The organism is Micromonospora sp. BL4 (genome assembly GCF_003667505.1).
Taxonomy (GTDB): domain Bacteria; phylum Actinomycetota; class Actinomycetes; order Mycobacteriales; family Micromonosporaceae; genus Micromonospora.
Window position 1 is genome coordinate 1 of record NZ_RCVJ01000126.1, and the last position, 24,762, is coordinate 24,762.

The 24,762-nt window shown below is 72.6% G+C and carries 28 protein-coding genes and 1 tRNA gene; 16 read left to right on the forward strand and 13 right to left on the reverse strand.

The window, feature by feature from the left end:
- Nucleotides 1–49 precede the first annotated feature (49 nt).
- The gene (locus tag EAD89_RS14890; protein ID WP_121676111.1) at nt 50–1,075 is read left to right on the forward strand and encodes an aspartate-semialdehyde dehydrogenase; all 1,026 of its coding nucleotides are present in this window, start codon (nt 50–52) and stop codon (nt 1,073–1,075) included.
- Nucleotides 1,076–1,198: 123 nt separating this feature from the next.
- Nucleotides 1,199–1,639 carry a PPOX class F420-dependent oxidoreductase gene (locus EAD89_RS14895; RefSeq protein WP_121653686.1) on the forward strand — a complete coding sequence of 147 codons (441 nt, stop codon included), beginning with the start codon at nt 1,199–1,201 and terminating at the stop codon, nt 1,637–1,639.
- Nucleotides 1,640–1,660: 21 nt separating this feature from the next.
- On the opposite strand, the gene EAD89_RS14900 is transcribed toward EAD89_RS14895, so the two are convergent.
- Entirely contained in the window at nt 1,661–2,242 is a 582-nt protein-coding gene (locus EAD89_RS14900; protein ID WP_121653685.1) for a nucleotidyltransferase family protein, read from the reverse strand.
- Nucleotides 2,243–2,391: 149 nt separating this feature from the next.
- On the opposite strand from EAD89_RS14900, the gene EAD89_RS14905 reads away from it, so the two are divergent.
- The gene (locus EAD89_RS14905; protein ID WP_074313909.1) at nt 2,392–2,808 is read left to right on the forward strand and encodes a CBS domain-containing protein; all 417 of its coding nucleotides are present in this window, start codon (nt 2,392–2,394) and stop codon (nt 2,806–2,808) included.
- Between the two features lie 74 nt (nt 2,809–2,882).
- Here the strand turns inward: EAD89_RS14905 and EAD89_RS14910 are convergent, their stop codons facing one another.
- A complete protein-coding gene (locus EAD89_RS14910; protein ID WP_121676112.1) occupies nt 2,883–3,989 on the reverse strand; it encodes a crosslink repair DNA glycosylase YcaQ family protein in 1,107 nt (368 codons plus the stop codon).
- A 202-nt stretch (nt 3,990–4,191) separates the two neighbouring features.
- Here EAD89_RS14910 and EAD89_RS14915 point away from each other — a divergent pair, with 202 nt between their 5' ends.
- Together EAD89_RS14915 and EAD89_RS14920 are read left to right on the forward strand one after the other, a co-directional pair.
- On the forward strand, nt 4,192–4,563 hold the full coding sequence (locus EAD89_RS14915; RefSeq protein WP_121653683.1) for an SCP2 sterol-binding domain-containing protein: 372 nt from the start codon (nt 4,192–4,194) through the stop codon (nt 4,561–4,563).
- Entirely contained in the window at nt 4,563–6,623 is a 2,061-nt protein-coding gene (locus EAD89_RS14920) for a glycogen debranching N-terminal domain-containing protein (RefSeq protein ID WP_121676113.1), read from the forward strand. Before EAD89_RS14915 ends, EAD89_RS14920 begins: the two co-directional genes overlap by 1 nt.
- 41 nt (nt 6,624–6,664) lie before the next feature.
- Here the strand turns inward: EAD89_RS14920 and EAD89_RS14925 are convergent, their stop codons facing one another.
- Nucleotides 6,665–7,306 carry an alpha/beta hydrolase gene (locus EAD89_RS14925; RefSeq protein ID WP_121676114.1) on the reverse strand — a complete coding sequence of 214 codons (642 nt, stop codon included), beginning with the start codon at nt 7,304–7,306 and terminating at the stop codon, nt 6,665–6,667.
- Nucleotides 7,307–7,429: 123 nt separating this feature from the next.
- Here EAD89_RS14925 and EAD89_RS14930 point away from each other — a divergent pair, with 123 nt between their 5' ends.
- The 3 genes from EAD89_RS14930 to EAD89_RS14940 all read left to right on the forward strand — a co-directional run bounded on the left by EAD89_RS14930 (nt 7,430) and on the right by EAD89_RS14940 (nt 9,859).
- Nucleotides 7,430–8,182 carry a 1-acyl-sn-glycerol-3-phosphate acyltransferase gene (locus tag EAD89_RS14930; protein ID WP_121653680.1) on the forward strand — a complete coding sequence of 251 codons (753 nt, stop codon included), beginning with the start codon at nt 7,430–7,432 and terminating at the stop codon, nt 8,180–8,182.
- Between the two features lie 84 nt (nt 8,183–8,266).
- Nucleotides 8,267–8,875 carry an isochorismatase family protein gene (locus EAD89_RS14935; protein WP_121676115.1) on the forward strand — a complete coding sequence of 203 codons (609 nt, stop codon included), beginning with the start codon at nt 8,267–8,269 and terminating at the stop codon, nt 8,873–8,875.
- Between the two features lie 3 nt (nt 8,876–8,878).
- Nucleotides 8,879–9,859: a GlxA family transcriptional regulator gene (locus EAD89_RS14940; protein ID WP_121676116.1), complete on the forward strand. Its 981-nt coding sequence runs from the start codon at nt 8,879–8,881 to the stop codon at nt 9,857–9,859.
- Here the strand turns inward: EAD89_RS14940 and EAD89_RS14945 are convergent.
- The 5 genes from EAD89_RS14945 to EAD89_RS14965 all read right to left on the reverse strand — a co-directional run bounded on the left by EAD89_RS14945 (nt 9,741) and on the right by EAD89_RS14965 (nt 14,136).
- Nucleotides 9,741–10,463, reverse strand: a complete 723-nt coding sequence (locus tag EAD89_RS14945) for a hypothetical protein (RefSeq protein WP_121653690.1) — start codon at nt 10,461–10,463, stop codon at nt 9,741–9,743. The genes EAD89_RS14940 and EAD89_RS14945 overlap by 119 nt on opposite strands.
- A 72-nt stretch (nt 10,464–10,535) precedes the next feature.
- Nucleotides 10,536–11,249: a response regulator transcription factor gene (locus tag EAD89_RS14950; protein ID WP_121653677.1), complete on the reverse strand. Its 714-nt coding sequence runs from the start codon at nt 11,247–11,249 to the stop codon at nt 10,536–10,538.
- A complete protein-coding gene (locus tag EAD89_RS14955; RefSeq protein WP_233578695.1) occupies nt 11,222–12,364 on the reverse strand; it encodes a hypothetical protein in 1,143 nt (380 codons plus the stop codon). The genes EAD89_RS14950 and EAD89_RS14955 overlap by 28 nt, the downstream gene beginning before the upstream one ends.
- A 79-nt stretch (nt 12,365–12,443) precedes the next feature.
- On the reverse strand, nt 12,444–13,622 hold the full coding sequence (locus tag EAD89_RS14960; RefSeq protein ID WP_121676129.1) for a sensor histidine kinase: 1,179 nt from the start codon (nt 13,620–13,622) through the stop codon (nt 12,444–12,446).
- 118 nt (nt 13,623–13,740) lie between these two features.
- The gene (locus tag EAD89_RS14965) at nt 13,741–14,136 is read right to left on the reverse strand and encodes a VOC family protein (protein WP_121653676.1); all 396 of its coding nucleotides are present in this window, start codon (nt 14,134–14,136) and stop codon (nt 13,741–13,743) included.
- A 133-nt stretch (nt 14,137–14,269) separates the two neighbouring features.
- On the opposite strand from EAD89_RS14965, the gene EAD89_RS14970 reads away from it, so the two are divergent.
- From EAD89_RS14970 to EAD89_RS14985, 4 genes are all read left to right on the forward strand, one after another.
- A complete protein-coding gene (locus EAD89_RS14970; protein WP_147458804.1) occupies nt 14,270–15,286 on the forward strand; it encodes a hypothetical protein in 1,017 nt (338 codons plus the stop codon).
- 88 nt (nt 15,287–15,374) lie between these two features.
- Complete coding sequence (locus EAD89_RS14975; protein ID WP_199733511.1) at nt 15,375–16,238, forward strand: MBL fold metallo-hydrolase; 864 nt, start codon at nt 15,375–15,377, stop codon at nt 16,236–16,238.
- Between the two features lie 201 nt (nt 16,239–16,439).
- Nucleotides 16,440–16,943 carry an alpha/beta hydrolase gene (locus EAD89_RS14980; RefSeq protein WP_121676118.1) on the forward strand — a complete coding sequence of 168 codons (504 nt, stop codon included), beginning with the start codon at nt 16,440–16,442 and terminating at the stop codon, nt 16,941–16,943.
- A 10-nt stretch (nt 16,944–16,953) separates the two neighbouring features.
- Complete coding sequence (locus tag EAD89_RS14985) at nt 16,954–17,508, forward strand: GrpB family protein (RefSeq protein WP_158610737.1); 555 nt, start codon at nt 16,954–16,956, stop codon at nt 17,506–17,508.
- A 202-nt stretch (nt 17,509–17,710) separates the two neighbouring features.
- On the opposite strand, the gene EAD89_RS14990 is transcribed toward EAD89_RS14985, so the two are convergent.
- Entirely contained in the window at nt 17,711–18,346 is a 636-nt protein-coding gene (locus EAD89_RS14990; protein ID WP_121676120.1) for a hypothetical protein, read from the reverse strand.
- Nucleotides 18,347–18,829: 483 nt separating this feature from the next.
- Between EAD89_RS14990 and EAD89_RS14995 the strand changes: the two genes are divergently transcribed.
- A complete protein-coding gene (locus EAD89_RS14995) occupies nt 18,830–19,621 on the forward strand; it encodes an inositol monophosphatase family protein (RefSeq protein ID WP_121676121.1) in 792 nt (263 codons plus the stop codon).
- 257 nt (nt 19,622–19,878) lie between these two features.
- Here the strand turns inward: EAD89_RS14995 and EAD89_RS15000 are convergent, their stop codons facing one another.
- Entirely contained in the window at nt 19,879–20,103 is a 225-nt protein-coding gene (locus tag EAD89_RS15000; protein ID WP_117230943.1) for a winged helix-turn-helix domain-containing protein, read from the reverse strand.
- 689 nt (nt 20,104–20,792) lie between these two features.
- Here EAD89_RS15000 and EAD89_RS15010 point away from each other — a divergent pair.
- Nucleotides 20,793–21,014, forward strand: a complete 222-nt coding sequence (locus EAD89_RS15010) for a hypothetical protein (protein ID WP_121676123.1) — start codon at nt 20,793–20,795, stop codon at nt 21,012–21,014.
- 25 nt (nt 21,015–21,039) lie between these two features.
- Here EAD89_RS15010 and EAD89_RS15015 read toward each other — a convergent pair.
- Nucleotides 21,040–21,112 (reverse strand) — tRNA-Arg (locus EAD89_RS15015).
- 158 nt (nt 21,113–21,270) lie between these two features.
- Between EAD89_RS15015 and EAD89_RS15020 the strand changes: the two genes are divergently transcribed.
- The gene (locus EAD89_RS15020; RefSeq protein WP_121676124.1) at nt 21,271–21,978 is read left to right on the forward strand and encodes a hypothetical protein; all 708 of its coding nucleotides are present in this window, start codon (nt 21,271–21,273) and stop codon (nt 21,976–21,978) included.
- 45 nt (nt 21,979–22,023) lie between these two features.
- Here EAD89_RS15020 and EAD89_RS15025 read toward each other — a convergent pair whose 3' ends face one another.
- Together EAD89_RS15025 and EAD89_RS15030 are read right to left on the reverse strand one after the other, a co-directional pair.
- Complete coding sequence (locus tag EAD89_RS15025) at nt 22,024–23,103, reverse strand: alpha/beta hydrolase (RefSeq protein WP_121676125.1); 1,080 nt, start codon at nt 23,101–23,103, stop codon at nt 22,024–22,026.
- Between the two features lie 99 nt (nt 23,104–23,202).
- Entirely contained in the window at nt 23,203–23,637 is a 435-nt protein-coding gene (locus EAD89_RS15030; RefSeq protein ID WP_121676126.1) for an HPF/RaiA family ribosome-associated protein, read from the reverse strand.
- Nucleotides 23,638–23,940: 303 nt separating this feature from the next.
- Between EAD89_RS15030 and EAD89_RS15035 the strand changes: the two genes are divergently transcribed.
- Nucleotides 23,941–24,717 carry a single-stranded DNA-binding protein gene (locus EAD89_RS15035; RefSeq protein ID WP_121676127.1) on the forward strand — a complete coding sequence of 259 codons (777 nt, stop codon included), beginning with the start codon at nt 23,941–23,943 and terminating at the stop codon, nt 24,715–24,717.
- The last annotated feature ends 45 nt before the right edge of the window (nt 24,718–24,762 follow it).

Sequence of the window (24,762 nt, forward strand, 5' to 3'; positions counted from 1 at the left end):
GTGGGAAAGGGCTCCCGGTTGTGGGGGCGGGCTGGGTAGCCTCGCGGGCATGAGGATCGGCATTGTGGGGGCCACCGGCCAGGTCGGTGGCGTGATGCGGCGGGTGCTGGCGGAGCGGGAGTTCCCGGCGGAGCAGGTGCGGTTGTTCGCCTCGGCGCGGTCCGCCGGGCGTACGCTGCCGTGGCGCGACGGGGAGGTGACCGTCGAGGACGCCGCGACCGCGGACTACTCGGGGCTGGACGTCGTGCTCTTCTCGGCCGGCAAGGGCACCTCGCTCGAACTGGCCCCCCGGGTCGCCGAGGCCGGCGCCGTGGTGATCGACAACTCCTCGGCGTTCCGGATGGATCCGCTGGTGCCGCTGGTGGTCGCCGAGGTCAACCCGCAGGCCGTCGCCGACCGCCCGAAGGGCATCATCGCCAACCCCAACTGCACCACGATGGCCGCCATGCCGGTGCTGCGTCCGCTGCACGCCGAGGCGGACCTGGTCGGCCTGGTCGTCTCGACCTACCAGGCGGTCTCCGGTGCCGGGCTGGCCGGCGTCGCCGAGCTGGACGAGCAGGTCCGCAAGGTCGCCGAGCACGCCTCGGGACTCGCCTTCGACGGGTCGGCCGTGGAGTTCCCCGCGCCGCGCTCGTTCGCCGAGCCGATCGCCTTCAACGTGCTCCCGCTGGCCGGTTCGGTCGTCGACGACGGCTCGTTCGAGACCGACGAGGAGCAGAAGCTGCGCAACGAGAGCCGCAAGATCCTGGAGATCCCCGACCTGAAGGTCTCCGGCACCTGCGTCCGGGTGCCGGTCTTCACGGGTCACTCGCTCCAGATCAACGCCCGGTTCGCCCGGCCGCTCACCCCGCAGCGCGCCCACGAGCTGCTCGCGGACGCGCCGGGGGTTGCGCTGACCGCCGTGCCGACGCCGTTGCAGGCGGCCGGGCAGGACCCGACCTACGTCGGACGGATCCGCGCCGACGAGACCGTCGAGTACGGTCTGGCGCTGTTCTGCTCCAACGACAACCTGCGCAAGGGCGCCGCGCTCAACGCCGTGCAGATCGCCGAGCTGGTCGCCGCCGAGCGCCGCTGACCGTCGCCGTCCCCCCGGGCCCTCGCCGACCGCCGGCGGGGGCCCGGAGTCCGTGTGGGCCCAGGCGGGAGTCGGCCGGTCGTGCTTGGATGAACGAAGCCGACCTGCCACCTGGAGGATGCCGTGCCGGATGACCGGACCCAGCAGGCGTTGACGGACCTGATCGCCGGCCGCTCGATGGGCGTGCTCGCCACGATCAAACGCGACGGGCGGCCGCAGCTGTCCACTGTGCTCTACTCGTTCGACCGCGACGCGGGCCTGATCCGGGTGTCCGTCACCGACGGCCGGGCCAAGACCGCCAACCTGCGCCGGGACCCGCGTGCCAGCTTCCACGTCGGCAGCGAGGACGGCTGGGCGTACGCGGTGGTCGAGGGCCGCGCCGAGCTGACGCCGCCGGCCACCGAATCGGGCGACGCGACCGTCGAGGAGCTGGTGGGGCTCTACCGGTCCGTCGGCGGCGAACACCCGGACTGGGACGACTACCGCCGGGCCATGGTCGACGAGCAACGAATTGTGCTGCGCCTGCACGTTGAGCGCATCTACGGCATGCCGCCCCGCGGCTGACGCTGGGTCGACCGCCGGCGTTCAGCCCGGCTCGACGACGGTCACCCCGGGCCACCGCTGCGCTGGACGATGCCGCGCCAGCCGCTGCCGGGAGTGCGCGATGTCCACCCGGGCGGGATTGTGCCGCCAGACCCCGCCCAGGAGATCCGCCAGGCCGTACGGGGCGCAGACCACCAACCGGTCGGCCCGGTCCAGCCGTACCGCCACGGCGGTGGCGTACTCCGGCCAGGTGGCGACCGCCTCGGCCACGCTGCGGTACGGCGTGATCGGGTCGCCGCCGAACTTCGCCGCGTACCAGGTGTGCACCGCCGCCTGGTTGCGCGCCTGCCAGGGCGGCTCCGACCAGGCCGCCGTCAGTCGCGCGGTCGCCCGGTCGTCGGCCTCCCGGCTCAGCTCCGTCGGGTCGAAGAAGACCACGTCCACGTCCCGGACCGTCGTCGGGTCGAACCCGTCGCCGTACCGCTCACCCCAGACCAGGTCGCGCAGGGCGCCCGCGCCGATCCAGGCGTCGGGCAGGCCGGAGTCGCGTACCACGGTCAGCGCCCGGATCATCCATCCGCTGCCGGTCACCAGCCCTCGCAGCTCGGACTCGCCCGTCGTCATCCGCCCACCGTAGGCGGCGGACCCGGATCGCACCGCCCGCCGTGCGGCGCCGGCGGGGCCGCCGGGGACAGCTGCCGGGCCGGCCGTCGGCGTTACCCCGCCCCGGGCGGCGGGTAGACGGGCCGTGCCGACACCGAGAGGGGAGCACCATGACAACGGTCGGAGAGTTCATGACGACCCGGTTGGTGACGATGGACGGCAACGACACACTCATCGCGGCCGCGCAGGAGATGCGTGACAGCGCGATCGGCGACGTGGTGGTGACCGACGGCGACAGCGTGGTCGGCATCGTCACGGACCGGGACATCACGGTCCGGGGTGTCGCGGAGAACATGGACCCGGGCTCGACCCGACTGAACCAGATCACCACCCGTGATGTGGTCACGGTGAGCCAGTACGACGACGCGGTCGCCGCCGCGGACCTGATGCGCACCTACGCCGTACGCCGGCTGCCGGTCATTGACGACGGGCGCCTGGTCGGCCTCGTCTCGATGGGCGACCTCGCGGTCGAGCGTGAACCGCAGTCGGTGCTGGCTGACATCAGCGCCGACGACCCGAACAACTGACCGTCCGCCGCGGGCGCGCCGGCTCTCCCCTCGCGGGAGGGCCGGCGTCGCGCCGGCCGGTGCACGAGACGCGGTCAGGTCGGCTCGACCCGGACCCGCACGTCGGTGGCGGCCCGAGCGGCGGCGACCGTCACCGCCTCGGCGTCGATCTCCCGCCGGACCCGGGCGGACAGCGCCGAGAACGCCTGGACGGTCAGCTCCAACCGCCCCTTTCCGGCCTGCCGCGCCCGCCAGGTGCCGACCACCTCGCCGTCCACCAGCAGCGCGCCCGGATTGCCGATCGCCCGCCACAGCTGCCGTTGGTGCTCCCGGACCGGCACCAGCAGGTCACGGTCACGGCCGGCGAGGAGCGGGTCGCCGGGTGGCAGCAGCCGCACCAGGCGGGGCGCCGGCGCGCCGGTCAAGGCGTCGAGGGCGTCGGCCGGCAGCCAGGCGGCCCGGCCGTCGACCCGCACCTCGACCAGGCCGGACGGCCAGACCTGGCGCAGCTCCGTGGCGGTGGTGCCGAGAAAGCCGGCCGCGTCGGCCGGGGTGGCCGGGCCGAGCAGCCGCAGATAGGTCGCGACGAGCTCGGCGGTGTGTGCCGCGGCGGCGGGTGGGCCGGGCTGGTCGGGCAGCGGGGCGAGCCGGGCGGCCCGGCCGGAGACCACGAGGCGCACCCCGCCGGCGAGCCCGGCCTGCTGGAACACCGAACCCGAGATGTGCCGCGCCTGGCACGCCCGGCAGTCGTAGGTCAGCTCGGCGGGCACCCGGTCGGAGACCGCGCGGCTGACCACGCCGCGCTCCAACTCGGCGGTGACCACCGCCTGGAACGCCTCGGCGGTGGCCCGGAACGCCGTCAGCCCGAGCCGCGCCCCCGCACCGATCTGCCCGGGGATCCGGCGGGTGGCGTCGGCGTCACTGAGCGGCCAGAGCGCCGCGGCCAGGGTCGGCAGCTCGGCACGCCGGTGCAGGTGCGGTGCGCCGCGCATCGACCACACCAGCTCCAGCCGGTCGTCCGACCCGGTCGTGCCGCGTGCCGCCAGCGCCTGTCGGGCCGCGCCGTACGGCGTGTCCTGCACACCCAGGGACAGCACGGCCAAATCACCCGGCCGCGGGCCGCCGGAGCGGTCGAGTTGCTGGGCCGCCACCCGGTAGGCGAGGACCTGCCGCCGGTCGACCTGTGGCGCCTGCGCCGCCATGTGCCCCTCCGTCACGGACGTCCCATCGCTCCCACCCTCGTGTCCGGCACGCTACCCGCCCGGTCCGACACCTCCCGCCCGCTCACCCGATCCGGGCGAGGTTGACCGGAGCGCCGGCGGGGACCCGTGCGGGGACGTGCAACGCGTGCCACGCGAGCGTGGCGGGATTCCGGGCGGCGCAACTGGGGGAGGAGTGGACCCGATGGTGGACGCGACCACGAGGTTCTTCGAGGAGCTGACCCGGCGGGGGTACGAACCCCGGCTGGCGAAGACCTCCGGGACACTGCGCATCGACCTGCACGAGGGGGCGCAGACCCGGCACTGGCTGCTGAGGATCGACCACGGCCGGCTGAACGTGAGTCAGGAGGACCGGGAGGCCGACACGGTCATCGGGACCAGCCCGGCGCTCTTCGAGGACATCGCCACGGGCCGCGAGCACGGCCTGGCCGCCCTGTTGCGGGGCGACATGACGGTGGTGGGTGACGCCCGGCTGGTGGTGCAGGTAGAGCGGATCTTCCCCGGTTCCCCGGACTCCGTCGGGCCGCGCCACCGATTCGCCGGGGAGGTGCACTGATGGGACAGAGCAACACGATCCGGATCCTGGACGGCAACACCTTCGTCGTCTGCGAGGACACCGGCGACATCGAGGCGACACCGAGCGAGCCGACCGGGCTGTTCTCCATCGACACCCGGTTCCTGTCCACCTGGGTGCTGACCGTTAACGGCGAGCGGCTCAACTCGCTCTCCTTCGACGACCTCCAGTACTTCGAGTCGCGGTTCTTCCTGGTGCCGGGAATGGCCACGCACTACATCGACGCAAAGTTGTCGATCATCCGGGAACGTGCGGTCGGTGGCAGCTTTCGGGAGCAGCTCACCATCCTCAACCACGACGAGAAGCCGGTGGACCTGGAGATCCGGATGGAGGCGGCGTCGGACTTCGCCGACCTGTTCCAGGTCAAGGACGAGATCCTGAACAAGAAGGGTGAGATCTATTCCGAGGTCGAGGCGGACCGGTTGCGCCTGGGCTACCGCCGGGGCAACTTCCGCCGGGAGACGGTCATCTCCTCGTCCGTGGCGGCCCGCTATGACAGCAAGGGATTCGCGTACACCGTCCACCTGGAACCGAACGAGCAGTGGGACACCGCGATCGAGGTCGAGACGCACGCGGTCGGGCCCGGGGACCGGGACCTGCGGATCGGGCTGCGGATGCACGGCGGCGAGCGGTTGGCCCTCCAGCACGACCTGGAGCAGTGGATCGCGGACGCGCCCACGGTCAACAGTGAGCACGGCCGGGTGGCCAGCACCTACCAGCGCAGCCTGATCGACCTGGCGGCGCTGCGCTTCTCGCCGTTGTCGCTCGGCGGCGCCACCCTGCCGGCCGCCGGCCTTCCCTGGTTCATGACGATGTTCGGCCGGGACAGCATTCTCACGTGCCTCCAGACGCTGCCGTTCACCCCGCAACTGTCGAAGACCACGCTGCGCATCCTGGCCGCCCTCCAGGGCAGCCGGTTCGACGACTTCCGCGACGAGGACCCCGGGCGGATCCTGCACGAGATGCGCTACGGCGAGACCGCCGCCTTCGAGGAGCAGCCACACTCGCCGTACTACGGCTCCGTGGACGCGACGCCGCTGTTCGTCGTGCTGCTCGACGAGTACGAGCGGTGGACCGGGGACGTCGCGCTGGTCAAGGAGCTGGAGCAGGAGTCCCGGGCGGCGTTGAAATGGATCGACAGCTACGCCGACCTGATCGGCAACGGCTACATCTGGTACGAGCGGCGCAACACCGAGACCGGCCTGGAGAACCAGTGCTGGAAGGACTCCTGGGACTCCATCTCCTACTCCGACGGCACGCTGCCACCGTTCCCCCGGGCCACCTGCGAGGTGCAGGGGTACGCGTACGACGCGAAGGTCCGCGCGGCGCGGCTGGCCCGGGAGTTCTGGGGTGACCCGGAGTTCGCCGACCAGTTGGAGCGGGAGGCGGCGGAGCTCAAGCAGCGGTTCAACCGGGACTGGTGGGTGGCCGACGGCGAGTACTACGCCCTGGCCCTGGACCCGAACGGCCGCCAGTGCGACGTCCTCAGCTCGAACATCGGCCACCTGCTGTGGAGCGGCATCGTCGAACCCGAGCGGGCGGAGAAGGTCGCGCAGCACCTGGTGGGGCCGCGGCTCTTCACCGGGTGGGGGGTGCGGACGCTGGCCGAGGGGGAGGCCCGGTACAACCCGATCGGTTACCACAACGGCACGATCTGGCCGTTCGACAACTCCTTCATCGCCTGGGGCCTGCGCCGGTACGGCTTCGCGGAGGAGTCCGCCACGATCGCCAGCGGCATCCTGGACGCGGCGACGTACTTCGACGGGCGGTTGCCGGAGGCGTTCGGCGGCTACCCGCGCGAGCTGACCAAGTTCCCGGTGGAGTATCCGACGGCGTGCAGCCCGCAGGCCTGGTCGACCGGTACGCCGCTGCTGCTGCTGCGCACCATGCTCGGCCTGGAGCCGCACGAGGGGCACCTGGCGGTCGATCCGCAGTTGCCGAAGGGAATGGGCCGCATCGAGGTGCTGGACATTCCGGGTCGCTGGGGGCGGGTGGACGCGTTCGCCCGGGGCCGGATCGACCTCCAGGACCTCTCCGACTGACCCACCGCGCCGGCCGGCCCACGTCGGGCCGGTCGGCGCGGTCAGCCGGGCGGCAGCACGCTGTCCAGGAATGCCGCGGCCACCGCCCGCAGGTCCGGCCGGTCCAGCTCGAGCGAGTGGCCGCCATGTGTCACCCAGCTGTGCACCGGGTGCCCGGCGGCGAGCAGCGCACCGGTGAACCGGACGGTCTGGCTCACCGGGACCGAACGATCGGCCGTGCCGTGCACCAGCAGCACCGGCACCCCGTTGCCGACGTGGGTGCCAACCGTGGCGTCGACGGTGGCCGGGTCGCCGGCCGCGGGCGGGTGGCCGAGCAGGTCGGCCCAGGGATCGTCGCCGGCGCGTAGCCGTACCCATTCGGGGTCGAGCGGGTCCACGGCCGGCCAGTACGCCAGCACCCCGGCCACGTCATCCGGCCGGTCGATGCCGCGCAACCCCGCCTGGAGGGCGAGCGTGGCGCCGGACGAGTCGCCACCCACCAGCAGCGGCCGGCCGTCGCGGCGGGCGCGACGCGCCTCCTCGCGGATGTCGGCCAACTGGGCCGGCCAGTGCGCCTCGTGCGCCAGCCGGTAGCGCGCCTGCACCACCCGCAGCCCGTGCCCGGCCAGCGCCGCGCCGTCCTCGCTCGCCCGCCCGCGCCAGCCACCGCCATGGATCCAGAGCAGCACCGCTCGTTCCGTCATGACGCCATCCTGCGACCCGGTTCGGCGCGCGGCCAAGGGGATCCGCCGAGGGCAGAACGAACACGGCCGCCGCGGCCGGTCGCCACCCAGGCGGCCCCCAGTCGGGCAGGGTAGATTCTGCGGATGCCGGAGCTCGTGTACCCGCCCGTTATCGCCGCCGCCAAGACGATGTTCCGGGTCCTCGACCTGAAGATCACGATCGAGGGCGCCCACCACGTACCCCGCAGCGGCGGGGCGGTGCTGGCCAGCAACCACGTCAGCTACCTCGACTTCATCTTCGCCGGCCTGGGCGCGAACGCGTCGGGTCGCCTGGTCCGCTTCATGGCCAAGCAGTCGGTCTTCACGCACAAGATCTCCGGCCCGCTGATGCGCGGCATGCGGCACATCCCGGTGGACCGGCAGGCCGGCGCGGCCTCGTTCCGCGCCGCCGTGGACGCGCTCAAGCGCGGCGAGGTCGTCGGCGTCTTCCCCGAGGCGACGATCAGCCGGTCGTTCACCGTCAAGGAACTCAAGAGCGGCACCGTGAGGATGGCCCGCTCGGCGAAGGTGCCGGTGCTGCCGGTCGCGTTGTGGGGCACCCAGCGGCTCTGGACCAAGGGCCGCCCGCGCACCCTCACCCGCCGCCACACCCCGATCACCATCCTGATCGGCGAGCCGATCAACCCGGCGGATTTCCCGGACCCGAACGTGCTGGCCGCCGAGCTGACCACCCGGCTCAGCGCGCTCGTCGACCGGGCCCAGCGGGACTACCCGGACGCACCGGCCGGCCCGGACGACACCTGGTGGCTGCCGACGCACCTGGGCGGCAGCGCGCCGACACCGGAGGAGGCCGCCGCCCTGGACGCCGCCGCCGAGCACCGCACCCCCAGCGCCTGACGACCTCCGCGGTGGCCGGATCGTTCCGCATCCGGACATGATGGTGTCTGCCGTCGGAGCCGTTCTGCGGTCAGGATCGGAGCCATGAGCAGAGCAGCCCTCGTCGTGATCGACGTCCAGGAGTCCTTCCGCCAGCGTCCCATCTGGGCGTACGGCTCCAACCCGGAAGTGGTCCGGCAGGTCGACCGGCTGGTCGCCGCCGCCCGTGAGCGCGGCGACCTGGTGGTCTGGGTCCTGCACTCGGAGCCCGGCACGGGTGGGGTCTTCGACCCGGCCCTCGGGCACGTGCGGCTGATCGACGGGCTGGCCCCGGCCGAGGGCGAGCCGACGCTGGTCAAGACCGCGCACAACGCGTTCACCACCACCAACCTCCAGCAGCTGCTCACCCTGGCCGGCGTGCACGACCTCACCGTCTGCGGCATCCGCACCGAGCAGTGCGTCGAGACCACCACCCGGGTGGGCGCCGACCTCGGCTACCGGATGACCTTCGTCACCGACGCCACGATGACCTTCCCCATTCCGCACCGGGACCTGCCGGAGACCGCCACCGTCGAGGAGATCCTCGCCGACCCGCGCACCCTCGCCAACGAGGAGATCGTCACCCGCACCGAGTACGCGCTGGCCGGCCGCTTCGCCACCATCTCGACGGTGGACGAGCTGACCGGGGCGATCCGCGACGGCGCGCGGGGCTGAACGGTGACCCGGGTCGTCTTCCTCCTGGTTCCGCAGCTGCACCTGCTGGACCTCGCCGGGCCGGCCCAGGTCTTCTCCAGCGCCGCCGACCTCGGCCACGACTACCGGCTGCACTACGTCGCCGAGCGGGAGCAGGTGCCCACCGTGCAGGGCGTACCGCTGGTCGCCGACACCCGGTGGCCCGAGCTGACCCCCGACGACCTGGTGCTGGTGCCGGGCTGGCGGCCGGCGGCGCACGGGCCGCAGGGGCCGGTGTCGCCCGTCGACCTGCGGCGGTTGGCCGATCATCATGCCGCCGGCGGCACCGTGGCCAGCGTCTGCGCCGGCGCGTACGCCCTCGGCCGGGCCGGGCTGCTCGACGGCCGGCGCTGCACCACCCACCACGAGGTGCAGGACGACCTGGCCCGGCGGCACCCGGCGGCGCGGGTGGCTCGCGACGTGCTGTACGTGGTCGACGACCGGGTGGTCACCTCCGCCGGCATCGCCAGCGGCATCGATGTGGCACTGCACCTGGTGGCCACCCGGCACGGCCCGGGGGTCGCCGCCCGGATCGCCCGCACGCTCGTCGTCTACGCCCGCCGCAACGGGCACGAGCAGCAGGCCAGCGCGATGATGCGACACCGCTCGCACCTCTCCGACGCGGTGCACCGGGTGCAGGACCTGATCGACAGCCGGTACGCCGAGCCGCTGCCGCTGGCCGAGCTGGCTGCTGCCGGGGGCGTGGCCGAACGGACGTTGACCCGGCTGTTCCGGGGGACCACCGGGCTCACGCCGCTCGGCTACCAGCAGCTGCTGCGGGTGGAACGCGCCGAGCACCTGATCGGGCACGGCGCGACGGTGGAGGCCGCCGCGCGTACCGTCGGCTTCACCGACGCCCGGATGCTGCGCCGCCTGCGAGCCCGGTCCACCGGGTCGGCTCCGGCCCCGATCGGTAGTAGTCGTCCCGTGACCGGAACTCCACCGGCAGCGAGCCGGGCAGCGTGACCCGGGTTTCTCCGGCGAGCAGCGCGGGGCCGGCCCGCAGCAGCAGCACGTCGCGCTCCTGCGCGGAGAGGTCGACCAACTGCGGGCGGGTGAGCCGGAACATGGCCACCGCCCGGCGGACCTGCCGGGCCAGCGCGGCGACCTCCCCGGCCGGCCCGCCGAGGGCCAGCGCCGGCTGTTGGATGGTGCGCAGCGCGTCGCACACGATCAGCAGCTGCTCCGGCCCGTCCGGGCCGGCGGGCGGCAGCTGCAACCGGGACGGCCACTGCCAGCGGATCTGCCCGCTCATCAGGCCGGCCGGCCGGCCCGCCGTTCGGCGCGGGGGCGTCTCGTCGGCGACCAGGGACAGCTGCGCCCCGGTGCCCACCCAGCAGATCCGGTGGTCGGTGACGGTCACCGACACCGGCCCGGGCAGCCGCCAGCCGCGCCGCGCCTCGGTCGGCCCGAGCAGGTAACCCGCGACCAGCAACCGGTACCGGCCGAGCACCTTCTCGCCGGGCACCGGTCGCAGGGCGTAGCGGCGGTCCAGGATCGGCCCCGCATCGTCGTCCGGCGCGTCGAACCGGTGGGGACCGATGAAGAAGGGGGACGCGTCGGCGTGCATCGTCACGACCTCCCGGTCAGCTGTGGTGTGCGTCGAGCCTGGCTGATCCGGGAGGCCGTGTCATGACGCCCGTTAGGGGGTCGGCCGGTCGTGCGTCGCCTGTGACCGGTAGATGCCGATCTCCTCCGGGCGGACGAGGCCGTCCTCGATCGCCCGGGCGAGCAGCGCGGCCTTTGTGGCGGCCGGCCGCCCCGCTCGGGTGTACTTGATCCGCGCACGGTCGACGTACTGCTTCACGGTGTGCTCGCTGATCTGCATCCGGCGGGCCACCGATGCCTTGGACATCGACTGGAACCAGAGCAGCAGCGCCTCGCGTTCCTTGTCGGACAGCATCGGCCGGTCCGGCCGATGGTCCCCCACCATCGCCCCGGCCAGCGCGGGCGGCACGTACGGGCGGTCGCTCGCCGCGGCCAGCACGGTCGCCACGCAGTGCTCGCGGCCCTCGTGCTTGGCCAGGAACGCCACCGCTCCGGCGTCCAACGCGGCCAGCATCGTCTCCGGGTCGGTGTGTTCGGAGTAGACCACCACCCGCCGCCCGGTGGCGCTCAGCTCGGCCAGCTTGTCGAGCACCATCCGGCCGTGCAGCCGCAGGTCGAGCAGGACGACGTCGGCGTCCGGCGCCGCCCGCAGCACCTCGTCCGGGTCGTCCCCGGTGGACAGCACGGTCAGCCTCGGCTCGCTGGCGAGCCAGGCCCGGACGCCCTCGACCACCACCGGGTGGTCGTCGACGATCGCGACCCCAACCGGCCGGTCGCCGCTCATCGCCGCCACCGGGTCTGCGCCCATCTGATGTCCCCGTCCCGTTCGTAGAGGTGCTGCACCAGCCCGTCGTCGTGCTCCCCGGGTGGTGGGCCGGTCGCCTCCGGCCCCTCCCGGTCGGGTGTGACCAGGCTGATCACGACCTCGTCCTGGCCGGAGACGACGGTCAGTCGGGCCCAGCCACGCGCGTCGGCGAGGATGCCGGTGAGTGGGTCGGCCAGCCGGCGGCGGATCTCCACCGGCAGTGGTGGCGGGTTGCCGATGGTGACCAGATCGATCGGCAGCCCGTTGCGTTCGGCCAGGTCCGCGGCGGCCCGCAGCTCGTGCAGCAGCGGGTCGGGCACGTCGTCGGACTCGGCGATCAGGCGTCGCAGCCGGGCCGCGGCCAGCACGCACCGGCGCTGCACCTCCGGGTCGTCCGGGTCGGCCTGCCCGGCGGCCAGTTCGCCGAGGACCCGCCCGGCCGCCGCACCGACCAGGGCGAGCCGGTCGCGGCGTTCCCGAAGGCCCTGCTCGGCGGCGTCCCGCTCCGCGGCCATCGCGTGCACGGCGGCCGCCGCGCCGGCCCGTTCCCGGGCCAGGCCGACGATCGTCGCGCCGCCGACGAAGACCGCCACCGGCAGCGAGAAGGTGCCGTAGACGTACATCGCGTAGCGGGCCAGGTCGGCCGCGTCGTGGCCGTGCCCGAGCACGGCGACCAGCGCGATCAGCGCGTGCGCGGTCAGCAGCGCGACCAGCCCGGCGACCCGCCGGCCCCACATCGCCAGCACGAAGAACCAGCCGAGGGTGCTCCACACCCAGTTGGCGGCGGCGAACAGGTGGCCTTCACCAACTGCGGCGAAGACCGCCGCGTCGACGACGAGCAGCAACCCGGCGAACGGCCAGGGCGGCAGCGGCGCTCCATGCAGCAGCCGTGCCCCGGCCACCAGCCCGGCCCCGGCGACCAGCAGCCAGCCGCCGAGCACCACCGCGGGCGCGGTGAACTCCGCGCGGGCGCCCAGCACCGCGGGCAGGCCGATCGCGACGTGCCAGGCCAGCGCGATAGCGACGGAGACGATCCGGGCGCCCCGGTCGGAGGCGTGCGCCACGGCCGCCGGCGCGGCGAGCGCCGCCGCCTGCGCCGGACCCCTTGGCGCCGGCACGCCGACCCGGCCCGACCACGGCTCCACGGCCCGGGCCGGCGCCCCGGGCGCCGCGGCGCGGTCCGTCGAGGCGCCGAGGTCAGCCGACACCGGGCCACTCCAGCCGGATCGTGGTGCCCGCGCCGGGGGCGGAGCGCACCTCGGCCCGCCCGCCGATCGCCGCCATCCGGCCACGGATCGACTCGCGTAGTCCGTACCGGTGCGGAGCGACGCTGGCCGGGTCGAAGCCGGGGCCGTCGTCGGCCACCTCGACCACGACGGCGACCGCGTCGCGGGTCATCCGCAGCGTGACGTGCGCGCCCGGTGCGTGCCGGACCACGTTGGACAGCGCCGCGTAGGCGCTCTCGGTGATCGCGTCGGCCACACCGGCGGGGACCGCGCACGGGGCCAGCTCCAGGTTCACCGGCAGCTCGGGCAGCCGGTCGGGCACCGTCCGCAGCCGCCCGTCCAGGGGGACCGGGCCGTCGCCGGGCACCGGGCCGATGTCCGTCAGCGCGACGAGGGTACGCAGGTCGGCCCCGCACCGCTCGCGCAACGCGGCCGACGGCCCGGGCACCGCGCCGAGCCCCACCATGGTCAGCGTGCCGAGGACGGTGTCGTGCAGGTCGCGGTTCTGCCGCCGTTCGGCCTCCCGGGCGGCCCGGGCGATCAACGCGTCCCGGGTCAGCCGCTGGTGCTCGGCGAACGCCCGGTCGGCCCGCCCGATCCGGCGGCGCATCACCGCCGTCATCATCGCCGTGCAGGCGGTCTGCACCAGCAGGGTCGCCGCGTGTGCCCGGGCCTCGGCAGGATTACCCGCCGCGTGCGCTCCCGCCGCGTACGCGACGGTGACCAGCAGCCCGGCCGGGACCGACCAGCGCGCCGCGGCGGTGGCCTGCGCGTTGATCACGGTGGTGCTGGCCAGCACCGCGATCCAGCTGCCCTCGCCGGGCAGCACCCCGGGCGCCACCAGGCGGGGGATGAGCAGGCACGCCACCGCTGTCAGCGCGACGTCACCGGCGACCAGGGTCGGGGTGACGCCGTGGCGCAGCGCGCGGACGGCGTACCAGAGCGACCAGCCGGTCAACGCGGCCACGCCGGGCAGGAGCAGGGCCGGCTCGACCGGCGGAGTACGCACCGACAGCGCCACCACCGCGCCGACCAACCCGCAGGTGAGCCGCAGCAGCGCCGGCATCGTGGTGAAGATGAGGGTGAAGGCGCCGCCGGCCGGATTGTTCAGCGCGGGCGACGGCGCGGTGGGGGTGGCAACGGCCGGCATCGGGAGGTGTCCTTCCGACAACGACCCGGTCCGGGTCCGCACGGCGTAGATCGACATCGGAGAATAACATGGCCGATGGCAAGCAATCACCCATTGTGCCCGGAGTGTCGCCGATGTGTCACTCCGTGCTGCGAGGTTGCAGCAGGTCCCATCGGTTGCCGTAGAGGTCGGCGAAGACCGCGACCGAGCCGTACGCCTCGTGCCGCGGCTCCTCCAGGAACCGCACCCCGGCCGCGACCATCCGGGCGTGGTCACGGGCGAAGTCCTCGGTGTACAGGAACAGCCCGACCCGGCCACCGGTCTGGTCGCCGATTCGGGCCCGCTGCTCGGCGTTGCTCGGTCGGGCCAGCAGCAGCGCCGTCTCCCGGGCACCCGGCGGGCGCACCACCACCCAGCGCGAGCCGTCCGGGCGCGCGGTGTCCTCCACCAGCTCGAAGCCGAGGCCGCCGACGTAGAAGTCGATCGCCTCGTCGTACTCCCGCACCAGCAACGCGACCAGTCCCAGATGTGCCATCGGGCCATCATGCCGGCGGTCGCGCGGCAGTCCCGACCGGCGTGTGGTGGATGTGAGCTGGCACCCGCTCCCGCGCCGGCCGCTCCGGAACCGGGCGCTGTTCCCGTCCGTCCCATCACCTGGCGGAGAGGTGGTGAGCCGGATGCGCTCGGGCGGAAAGGTACTGGCGGTGGCGCTGCTCGGCGTGGCGCTGGGCGGCTGCGCGGGCGGTAACGCCGGCCCGGGTGTGGGGCGCGATCCCGGCCCGGCCCCGATCGTCGGGAAGTGGATCTCCTGCGCCGAGGCGGCACCCCGCGCCGGCGGCAGCATCGTCCTGCCGGTGCCGAGCGGGTCCGCGCCGGCGCCGACCGGGGACGATCCGGCGATCGGGCGGATCGACCCCGCGTTCACACCGGTCGCCGCTGTGCTCTGTGGCCGGGAGATTCGCCCACGCGCCGGTGGCGGTACGGAGCAGGTGGCCACCGAGCGGCGCGCCGACGAGATCGCCGCGCTGGTCGCCGCGCTGCGCCTGCCCGACCGGCGGCCGGAGGGGGAGATCGTCTGCACTGCCGACATGATCGTCCCGCCCTGGCTGGCCCTGCTCGACGAGCGGGGTCGCTGGCTGCGCCCGTACCTGCCGAGGGACGCCTGCGGCAAGCCCCGCGCGGAGGTGCGCGCCGCCCTGGACGGGCTGCGGCTGACCACGGTGGACACCCGTACCGTCGGGCAGGTCGAATCCCCGGCGGCCGCGACGGCCGGGTGCGCGCAGCGGTGGGCGGACATGGTGTGGGTGGAGACCACGACGGGACGTCCCGGACCGCCCGGGCCGGAGACGGCGCCGGCAGCGGAACCGCTGCGCCTCTGCGTCTACGACGTGCCCGCGTCGGAGCGGGGCGGCGGCAAGCCGGCGGGTGACTTCGCGTACGGCGGGCCGCTGCCGCCGGAGCGGCAGACGGCGGTGCTCCGCGCGCTGGCCGCCACCCGACCTGCGGCGGCGTGCGCGACTCCGGCGTCCCGTTTCGCGGTGCTGCGCCCGCTCGACGGCGCCGGCGGACCCGACCGGTACGTGGAACTGGACGGCTGCCGGCGCTTCCTGGTCGTGCCGCCGGGCGGCGGGTCGCAGCTCGGGCAGGGCGACGCCACGCTGGCCGAGCTGCTGCGACGCGGCTGAGCCCGGACTTTCACGATCCTGCCCCGGAGCGGCGTGCTGGTCTGCTGCACTGGTCCTGGGGAGCGCGCCGGTGGGACGAGGAGCAGCCGTGGGATCGTTGGCCTGGTCAACCTATGTGGCCCCGGCCAAGCCGGTCGTGTCGACGGACCTGCCGCCCGGCGAGAGCCGCGAGATGTGGTCGCCCACCACCTCCACGCTGATCTACGGAGACCGGGACGCGGTCCTGGTCGACGCGTTGCTGACCCTCGACGAGGGCCGGGCCCTGGCCGACTGGGTCGAGGCGAAAGGCAGGAACCTCACGACGATCTACATCACGCACGCCCACGGCGACCACTTCTTCGGCGCGGCCGCCGTGTTGGAGCGTTTCCCCCGGGCGCGGCTGGTGGCGCCCGTGAGCGTCGTGGAGAAGATGCACGAGCAGGCGGGGGAGCGGTGGCTCGACGGTTTCTGGCGCAAGGGTTTCCCCGAGCAGATCGCCGAGCGTCCACCCGTCGCCGAGCCGCTGGACGACAACACCATCGACCTTGAGGGCGAGCAGTTGATGGCGGTCGAGACCGGCCGCACCGACACCAGCGGCACGAGCGTGCTGCACGTGCCGTCGCGCGGTCTCGTCGTGGCCGGCGACGTGGTCTACAACGACGTCCACCTGCACCTCGCCGAGGCGGGAGACGGCGGCATCGAGAGCTGGCTCGACGCCCTGACGCTCGTCAACTCGTTGCGGGCCTGCGTGGTGATCGCCGGTCACAAGCGGGACGGCGCCGACGACGACCCGCACACCGTCGAGGAGACCCGCGACTACCTGCGGGAGGTGGCGGCCGCCGCGGAGCGTACGGAGAGCGCCGAGGAGTTGTACGACGCGATCATCGAGCGCTACCCGGACCGGATCAACCGTGCGGTGGCGTGGCGGTCCGCCCAGGCGCTCAAGAGCAACTCAGGTGACCAGCAGCGGTGATCGACTCAACATCGGCGATATCGCGGTATCCCCGTCCCGGGACACCCCAATATCGGCGATACGGAGTCGATCACCCCTGCAACGGCGGATCGACGGGTCGCTCCAGGGCCATGCGTCAGCGCCGTTCTGGGTAACGTCGGCGGGGTGACGGACGCAGTCGTGATTCCCGGGCGTAGGTTCGGACCTGGTGCGCCTCTCCTGATGTATGCCGGCGATGTCGCCGAACAGCGCGGTGCGGCGGTGCACCGACACTCCTGGTCCGAGGAACCGGCACGGCCGGACGCGCCGGAGATCGAAAGCTGGGTGCTCGGTCAGACCGCCCCGCTGATCGAGGCCGTCGGCGGTCGACCACTGCTGATCGCCAAGTCGCTCGGCACGAACGCCGCTGCCATCGCCGCCGAGAGATCCCTGCCCGCGGTGTGGCTCACGCCCGTGCTCACCCTGCCGTGGGTCGTCGAGGCCCTGAGTCGGGCGACCGCGCCGTTCCTCCTCGTCGGTGGCACGGCCGACAAGCTGTGGGACGGCGATGCCGCCCGCCGGCTGTCACCTCACGTGCTGGAGGTGCCCGCAGCGGACCACGGCATGTACGTACCGGGTCCGTTGACGGAGTCGATCGCGGTGCTCAGCCGGGTCGTGGTCGCCATGGAGGAGTTTCTCGACGAGATCGGCTGGCCCGGCGATGCTCTTGCCGCACCCGCTCGGTAGGACCGGGCACATGGACGGGCAGGCGGGCAACGCGCCCTGGTACCGGGCCGCGCGGGTGCACATCCAGGCGTACGACCCCAGCTGGCCGGTGCGCTACGCCGAGGAAGCCGAACTGCTGACCCGCACACTGCGGGGCGCTGTCGTCGCGGTGGAGCACATCGGGAGTACGTCGGTGCCTGGCCTGGCGGCGAAGCCGGTGATCGACATCCTCGCCGCGGTCCGCGACTTCGACGACTTCCCAACCGTGGCGGATCTCCTGCGCGGGATCGGCTACACCTACACACCGGAGTCCGAGGCGGACGACGCCAGCCGCCGGGTCTTCCGCAAAGGGCCCGACGACCGCACCGCTCTCCGCACGCATCACCTGCACGTCACCGAGCACCGCAGTCACTACTGGCGTCGCCTCGTCGCCTTCCGCGACCACCTCCGCGCGCACCCGGCAGAGGCCGCCGCGTACCTCCGGCTGAAACGTGACCTCGCAGACCGGCATGCCGCAGATCCCGGCCGGTACACCAGGGACAAGCGGGATTTCGTGCGGGAGGTTGAGCGGAAGGCCGGTGTCTGAGCGCAAGCTGCTGACCTGGGTAGGAAGGTACGCCCCGCAGGGTTCGAATCCCCGGTCTTGTCCGAGGCGACCCGGCCATCGCCGGTGCCGTTGACTGCTCCGAGACGCCGCAAGTCCCCGTCTGCCGGAGTCAGCACGACGATGGCCCCGGCGCCGAGCGCCAGGGCCATCAGTTGGTCGATCTGATCGCGAAAGGTCGTCGTCAGTTCGCCGCCTCTGGGAAGAGGTACAGGTCGAACCACAGTCCCTGACCGTCAACCTCCAACTGCTGGCTGCTGCCCGAGAGGCTGGGCGGTCCTGCGTACGTGCCGGTGAGCGTGTAGAGGCCCGGGTCGACGGCGAACTGGAAGCCGCCGTCAGGGCCTGTGACAGCCTCGATCCCGACCGGCTCCAGCCGGATCGTCGCCCCCGCCAACGGCAGCCAGGTGGTCGTGTCGATCGCCTGACCCCTGAGGCTCCACATGACGGACACCGTGAAGGATGCCTGCGTCAGGGGACTGAGCCGGCCCCGGCGGTCGACCGCCACCACGTACACCGGACGCTCACCGCTCACGTTGCCGGCGTCGATCGTCACCGTGGCCGCACCATCACGCCCCGACCGGACCGTGCCGCCCAGGTTGGTGTCACCAACGCTGTACCGGTAGCTGGTCACCGAGGTGTCACCGTTCGCGTCGAACCTGATGGCGAGCTGGCCGCCCTCGACCACGCTGTCCCCGTTCGGGAAGCTGATCGTCGGCTGGAGGGGAGCCTTCGTCTTGACCGAGCCCGTGACGGCCGCGGACGCGGGCGGCGCCAGCAGCGTCGAACCCATGGCGACCAGCAGCAGCGACGCGGTCATCGCAACGAGCCCACGGCGAGTCGAACGCTTGCGTGTACCCATCCAAGCCCCCGAATTCTCTGAATGTCACAGCGTGGTCAAGCTAGTCGGCAAGATGATCTCCGTCAACGTCTTTCGCAGCCAGGAAAGGTCGGCTGTTTCTGGGGAAGTGTCTGGCACTACGGGGCGGAGCGACCATGCGCACCCCGCGGATTGGGAGAGCGCCGGGGCCAGTGCCGAGCGGATCTCCTCGTCGGGCAGTCGCCAGCGTCTTGGCCGAGGTAGGCGCTTCCGCAGACATCGGGGCCGCCCACCGGTCGTTACCGCCGGCATTCAGGGATGCGCCCGGCAGGATTCAAACCTGCGGCCTTGGGATTGGTGGTTGCATCCGCTGCCCGCTCGTGACCGCTCGATGCCACGGTTACTGGCCCGTGGATGGCCTAAGGCGGCCCAGTCAGGTGTTGCTTGATCAAGCTGCACGAGCGCCGTGGCTAGTCTGGACGGGTGAATGCGCCCCGGCTCGATCGGACGACGTTGGAATTCGCGATCGGGCTCTCAGAGCGCGCCGGCACACTCGCCGCCGAGAGGTTTTTCGCGGCTGATTTCGCGCTGGCGATCAAGGCGGACGGTACCGAGGTCACAGATGCTGATCTCGCCGTCGAGACGCTGATCCGTGGCGAGCTGTCGGCAAAGTTTCCGGCTGACGAGATCTACGGCGAGGAGACCGGTGCGACGGCAGGCGCCTCCGGCCGGCGGTGGGTCATCGATCCGATCGATGGCACCAAGTACTTCGCCCATCGCATCCCCATCTTCGGTAGCAACCTTGCGCTTGAGGACGAGCACGGTCCGGCCCTTGCCGTGATCAACCAGCCAGTGGCCCGCCAACTGATCTACGCAGGCCGTGGCTGCGGGTGCCATGTCCGCACTGATGGCAGGGATCTCGTACCGGTGCTGCGGGACAACCCTGACCTGGCCGCCGCCCGGGTGGAGCTGGTCAATCCGGCTGGCTGGCCCGCTGATGTGCTACTCACGCTGCACCGCCATACGCGCATCACCGGTCACCTGGGCGGCATCGGCGGTTTGCTCACTGGGCTGGTAGACGCGTTGGTGATCGCGGGTTCTGAAATGGGATACGAGGACCTCGCACCGCTACCGCTGATTCTTGAAGAAGCTGGCGGAAGGGCGACCGACCTTCATGGTGGCCCGCTACTTGCCGGAGACGGAAGTGCCCTGCTCAGCACCGGACGCCATCATGACGCCCTGCTGGACCTGTTAGCGCCCGTCCTGGCCGGCTGAATGTCATCTCACATGAGGCCAGGTGCACTGAGCGCCCCCAACGATATCTACGGAGGTGGCGATCAATCTGCCATCGGGCGCAGGCCCCGAGTCCCTTGTCCTTACGTATCTGAGCCGCTGCTCTCCGAAAGGCTGGGCGATGGGAGCGGCGAGATCGAGACCAAACCCGACAGTAGTGGTGTCCAGACTGGCTGACCGCGAACGGGAGATATCGGAGCCCTCTGCCGGGTGGCGGGCGGCCCCCGACTGCTGTCCGGCTACTCCTTGCCGGCCACGTAGACACCTCGTCCCGGCTGGCCCACGACCAGATCCCGGTCGTGCAGGAGCGAGACGGCGCGGTACGCGGTGGCCACGCTGACGCCGAACTGGTCGGCAAGCTCGCTCGTGCTGGGCAGCTTCGTCCCCGGCGTGAGCTCCCCGCTCTTGATCTTCGTGGTCAGTTCGTCGGCAATACGTCGATATTCGGCAGGCGCAGAGGGCATGGCTTCAGTTCCCTTGGTTCGGCCCTGCCATCTGACCATGCCCAACCATCGTCAGCAAGTGATGCAAGAGGATCACGCGCCGTGGCTTTACCTACGTCAGATAGTGACGTGACTTGCTCTGTGGCTGCCCTTGGTTCGGCAAACGAAGGTCGGCCCCGTCAGGGCGGCGTGGGTCCCGCCGCCCTGACGGTTCACCGTGGCCTGACCGCCGGGAGTGCCGATGAACCGGATCCGATATGACGAGTACCTGCTAGCTGCGGCTCTGACGCTGGCCCGCTGGCACCGGCCCGTCTGGAGTTGGGCGCGCTGGCGCAGGGTGTGCCGCTGCGGCGGGGAGCTAACCTGCCGAGGCCGGCACCGGATGCCGATCAGCCGCGAGAACTGGCCCGCTGATGAACCCGCCGCCCCGCACCCCTCCCCAAGCTGGAACGAGCCGACGCAGATCAGGTCGCGTACCGGCCCGTTGATGACCCGCGCCACCGAGTGGCGGTCATCCCGTGCGGCGAGGCCGCTGTGATCGAGCGGCGTCGAGAAGTGCCGTTCCTGGTGCAGTTGGCTTGGTCCTGCCTGGACTACCACCGCCATTCCCGGTGCTGGAAGTGCACGGACACCAGCTCCTGCCCGATGACGGAGGCCGCGCGCAATCGGATCAGAGCATGGCGCAGGTTCCGGCATCTTTGGGACTGGCGATGAGCCCGCAGGGACCGAAGGTCGGCGACCTGGTGCATGTGACCCGCGCGGCCAGCGTTCAGTTCATCAAGCCGATCATGTGCCGAGTGATCCGGGTGCTCGACTGGACCACCTATGACGGGTGGTGTTGGCTCGACGTGTACGAGCTGAACGCCAAGGGTGACGCGGTGGCCCGACGGTCGATCTTCGTGCGGCCGGTAGGGCTGAAGATCAGCGGCTAACGGCGTTTTTCCTGGCAGATATAGGTGCGCCCGGCAGGATTCGAACCTGCGGCCTTGGGATTAGAAGTCCCCTGCTCTATCCGCTGAGCTACGGGCGCGCGGCGTGGGTGTCGCGCCCAGAGGGTACCGCCGACCCGCCGGTCGGCGGGGAAAAGGGTGCCCGCGTCCACGTTGCCGAGCAGGGTCTCACGGAGACCGGCTGACCGGCATCCGGGTTCCCACGGACCGACCCTGCGCGGGCCCGTACCCTCGGCTGGTGCTGCTGGACTCCGACGCCGAGAACGACGTCGCCTACGAGCTGTGCCAGATCGTCGGCCGCGCCATCCTGCCGTACCGCTCGTCGGACGCCACCGACCAGCGCTTCGGCACCGCGTTCTTCTTCCAGGGCACCGACGACCCGGTGGGGGAGTCGCTGCTGACGGCGGCCGACCTGGTTGGCGGCCCCGGTGGCGAGTTGGGCCTGCGGGCCAGCGTCACCGAGCCGGCCGGCGTCGCACCGGAGGCCGTCGCGGAGGCGGAGATCAGGCCCGGTTGGGCCCGTTTTCCGGGCGACGGTGTCGCGGTGTTGCCCACCGGCGGCCTGCACCGGTACGCCGGCGATGGCGGCTGGCGGTGGCGGGTGCAGCCGGTGCCCGCCGGGATCGCCGCCGGGCCCGAGGTGATCGCCCGGCTCGGCGCCGACGCCGGTTCCGCTTTCGTGCTGGCCCATGGGGTACGCGAGGACGGGTCGCGGCCGCTGGAAGTGGCCATCGAGCGGGTGGTCCGCGACGGGGACACCGTGCGGATCACCACCGAGCTGCCACCGGGGTACGTCGGGGCGCCGGTCTTCGTCGTGCAGGCGGATGCCGCCGGGGACGTGTCGCTGTACTGCCTGGGCCTGGTGTTGCCCGGCGTCGGCGGTCACCCGGTGGCGACCTTCGACCGGATCAGCGCCGTGCTTCCGGCGACACCCGGCGACGACTGAGCTGGACACCGCGACGGCGGGCGGTGCTGCCTTGGTCCCGTCGGCTCAGCCAGCGGTGGTCGGTGCACCTGCCGACTCGGCCGCCGGCCGCCGACTCCCCGGCGGTCGGGCCTCGTCGGTCGGGTCCGCGGCGGCTGGGTCGAGGTCGGCTGGGGTCGGGTCGGACGGGGCAGTGGGGCCGGCGGCGAGGAACGCCTCCGCCCAGCGGCCGACCTCGTCGAAGACCTTTCGGCGTACGGCGGGGCCGGAGAGCGTGAGGTCGTGCAGCCCGCCGTCGAAGCGGGCCAGGGTGACGTGCCGGCCGAGGCGCGGCGCATACCGGACCATGTGCTCCACGTCCAGCACGGCGTCGGCCAGGGTGGCGTTGTCGTTCCACTTGGTGCCTCGGAACGAGCGGGTCGAGCAGGCCAGCAGCACCGGCACCTGGATGTCCAGCCCGGCGCGCAGCCGGCGCTGGCCGGTGCGGATCGCGTTCAGCCAGCCGGCCCGGACGGGGAACCCGGCCAGCGGCTTCCACGCCAGGTCGTAGGTCCACTCGCCCCGGTGGTCGGCGTGCAGGCTCTCGCCGTACACCGTGCCCAGCCCGAACGGCACGATGCGGTGCGGCGCCCGACGGCCCAGCCGGGAGACGGCGGCCGCGAGGGGTCGGCGCACCGCCCAGGGGGCGTTCAGGTCGAAGAACGGGCTGTTGAGCACCAGGCCGTCGACGGTGCCGGTGTCGCGGCGGGCGTCCGCCCAGAGCGAGAGGATCAGGCCGCCGGTGGAGTGGCCCATGGCCAGCAGGGTGTCGTGCCCGTCGTCCGCGCGGATGATCTCGGCGGCGGCGTCCAGCTCGGGGAAGTAGTCGCTGATGTCCCGGCAGAAGTTCGGGGTCTGGTGCGGGAGCAGGCTGCGACCGTACTTGCGCAGGTCGAGGGCGTAGAAATCCCAGCCCCGCTCGGCGAAGAAGTCGGCCAGGTGGGTCTGGAAGAAGTAGTCGACGAAGCCGTGCACGTAGAGCACGGCTCGCCCGGTGGGGCGCTCGGCCCGCCGCCGGACCAGGGTCGCGACGACCGCGCCCTCGTCGTCGGTGCCCAGGTCGATCGTCTGCCGCTCGTACGGCGGCCCCAACACGTCCGGTTCCACGTTCGCGACGCTACGCCGCCAAGCTACCCGGCGGTAGCCCCGAAACCGGCCCGCCCCGACCGGCTGTGCGCGCCGGCCGGGGCTGTGCGGGAGTACGCGTCAGACGGTTTCGGCGTCGGCGCGGCTCGGGTCGGCGGCGGGCAGCGCGTCGGCCTCCGGGTCGACCTGCTCCTGCGGCTGGCTGACGTCGCGCAGGTGCTTGTTGTGCCGGGGCTCCTGGCGGGTCTTGGCGTCGTTGAGCCGCCGGCGCAGGTCGTCGCGGACGTCGTTGAGCGCCGCGTGCAGGTCCTCCTCGGCGGAGGTGGTGACGATCTTCTGCCGGCCGGCGATCCAGCACTCCAGGGTGACCTTCTGCCCCCGCGCCTCGCGGTCCTTCACCGACACCTCCAGCTCGGTGGCGTCGGCGTGGAAGCCGGCCAGCCGGGCGTCGAGGGTGGCGAACTGCTCGGCGATCCAGGTGCGGTCGCCCTGCGAGAACCCGGTGCCCACCCGCAGGCATTCGGCCACGGTGGCCGGGTTCGCCACGGCGCTCATCGCCGCACCTCGGAAGCGGTTGCGGAGTCGATGGTGGTGATCATCATGGCGCTGACCTCTCGTCGACGTGGAGCTGTCGGTGGTGCTTGATCAAGTCCATACCCAGTTCGGTCGGGCCCGGAAACCGCTGTCGCCCGTCCGGGCGGGTCGGCCGTACCACATCCGGGCCTGATCAGGGCGTTGTCCACAGGTGGCGTCGTTTTCCACAGGCTGGGGTGAGGCGCTGGCGAGGGCCGTCCGCAGCGTCGAGGCTCGGTGTCGAGTCGACTCGCGCTGGCAGGCCCCCGATCCCCTGGAGGGACGATGTTCGACACCTACGTGACAATTGTCGGCAATGTGCTGACGACGCCCGAGTGGCGGCGTACCACCCAGAGCAACACCCTGGTGGCCAACTTCAAGGTCGCCTCCACCGCCCGCCGCCTCGACCGCGACAGCGGCCGCTGGGTCGACGGCAACTCGCTCCGCGTCCGCGTCAACTGTTGGCGCAAGCTCGCCGAGGGGGTGGCCGCCTCGGTGATGGTCGGCGACCCGGTGGTGGTCTGCGGCCGGCTCTACACCCGCGACTGGACCGACGATGCCGGCAACCACCGCACCCTCTACGAGCTGGAGGCCGTCGCCGTCGGCCACGACCTGTCCCGGGGCCGGGCCCGCTTCCTGCGCAACCGCCCGAGCATGACCACCAGCACCACGGAGGACGCGGAGGCGGAGAGCCGGGTGCACGGCGAGCCCACCGAGCCGGTGCCGGCCGGGCAGACGCCCGTCCTGCCCGACGACCGCCCGCTCGACGACGACTTCGAGCTGCCCGACTTCGGCGCGTCTCGTACCGACCCGTTCGCCGCGGCCGACCCGCTCGACGAGGACTCCCCGCACGGCGCTGGCCGCGCCCTGGGCGGCGACGCCGACGGCCCGGCGGAGCCCGACGACGACGAGTTGTCCATCTCGCCCGGGGCGAACGACGACGAGCCGGACGACGACGAGCCGGACGACGAGTTGGGGCCGGTGCCGGACGAGGGCCGGCCCGAGCCCACGCCGTCCGGCCGGGGGCGGCGTGGCCGGGGGCGGGTCCCGCAGCCGGTGTGAGTCCGCGGCTCCGCCATCCCGGCTGTCGGGGGACGGCGGCCGGGG

What these genes read in the sequence shown, in the direction of transcription:
- EAD89_RS14925 (WP_121676114.1), bottom strand. Translation starts at nt 7,306, where the DNA reads ATGACGGAACGAGCGGTGCTGCTCTGGATCCATGGCGGTGGCTGGCGC.
- EAD89_RS14920 (WP_121676113.1), top strand. Translation starts at nt 4,563, where the DNA reads ATGGGACAGAGCAACACGATCCGGATCCTGGACGGCAACACCTTCGTC.
- EAD89_RS14950 (WP_121653677.1), bottom strand. Translation starts at nt 11,249, where the DNA reads ATGGGCGCAGACCCGGTGGCGGCGATGAGCGGCGACCGGCCGGTTGGG.
- EAD89_RS14945 (WP_121653690.1), bottom strand. Translation starts at nt 10,463, where the DNA reads ATGCACGCCGACGCGTCCCCCTTCTTCATCGGTCCCCACCGGTTCGAC.
- EAD89_RS14965 (WP_121653676.1), bottom strand. Translation starts at nt 14,136, where the DNA reads ATGGCACATCTGGGACTGGTCGCGTTGCTGGTGCGGGAGTACGACGAG.
- EAD89_RS14980 (WP_121676118.1), top strand. Translation starts at nt 16,440, where the DNA reads ATGTATGCCGGCGATGTCGCCGAACAGCGCGGTGCGGCGGTGCACCGA.
- EAD89_RS14930 (WP_121653680.1), top strand. Translation starts at nt 7,430, where the DNA reads ATGCCGGAGCTCGTGTACCCGCCCGTTATCGCCGCCGCCAAGACGATG.
- EAD89_RS14900 (WP_121653685.1), bottom strand. Translation starts at nt 2,242, where the DNA reads ATGACGACGGGCGAGTCCGAGCTGCGAGGGCTGGTGACCGGCAGCGGA.
- EAD89_RS14935 (WP_121676115.1), top strand. Translation starts at nt 8,267, where the DNA reads ATGAGCAGAGCAGCCCTCGTCGTGATCGACGTCCAGGAGTCCTTCCGC.
- EAD89_RS14915 (WP_121653683.1), top strand. Translation starts at nt 4,192, where the DNA reads ATGGTGGACGCGACCACGAGGTTCTTCGAGGAGCTGACCCGGCGGGGG.
- EAD89_RS14910 (WP_121676112.1), bottom strand. Translation starts at nt 3,989, where the DNA reads ATGGCGGCGCAGGCGCCACAGGTCGACCGGCGGCAGGTCCTCGCCTAC.
- EAD89_RS14890 (WP_121676111.1), top strand. Translation starts at nt 50, where the DNA reads ATGAGGATCGGCATTGTGGGGGCCACCGGCCAGGTCGGTGGCGTGATG.
- EAD89_RS14960 (WP_121676129.1), bottom strand. Translation starts at nt 13,622, where the DNA reads ATGCCGGCCGTTGCCACCCCCACCGCGCCGTCGCCCGCGCTGAACAAT.
- EAD89_RS14905 (WP_074313909.1), top strand. Translation starts at nt 2,392, where the DNA reads ATGACAACGGTCGGAGAGTTCATGACGACCCGGTTGGTGACGATGGAC.
- EAD89_RS14990 (WP_121676120.1), bottom strand. Translation starts at nt 18,346, where the DNA reads ATGACCGCGTCGCTGCTGCTGGTCGCCATGGGTTCGACGCTGCTGGCG.
- EAD89_RS15030 (WP_121676126.1), bottom strand. Translation starts at nt 23,637, where the DNA reads ATGAGCGCCGTGGCGAACCCGGCCACCGTGGCCGAATGCCTGCGGGTG.
- EAD89_RS14985 (WP_158610737.1), top strand. Translation starts at nt 16,954, where the DNA reads ATGGACGGGCAGGCGGGCAACGCGCCCTGGTACCGGGCCGCGCGGGTG.
- EAD89_RS15035 (WP_121676127.1), top strand. Translation starts at nt 23,941, where the DNA reads ATGTTCGACACCTACGTGACAATTGTCGGCAATGTGCTGACGACGCCC.
- EAD89_RS15000 (WP_117230943.1), bottom strand. Translation starts at nt 20,103, where the DNA reads ATGCCCTCTGCGCCTGCCGAATATCGACGTATTGCCGACGAACTGACC.
- EAD89_RS15010 (WP_121676123.1), top strand. Translation starts at nt 20,793, where the DNA reads ATGAGCCCGCAGGGACCGAAGGTCGGCGACCTGGTGCATGTGACCCGC.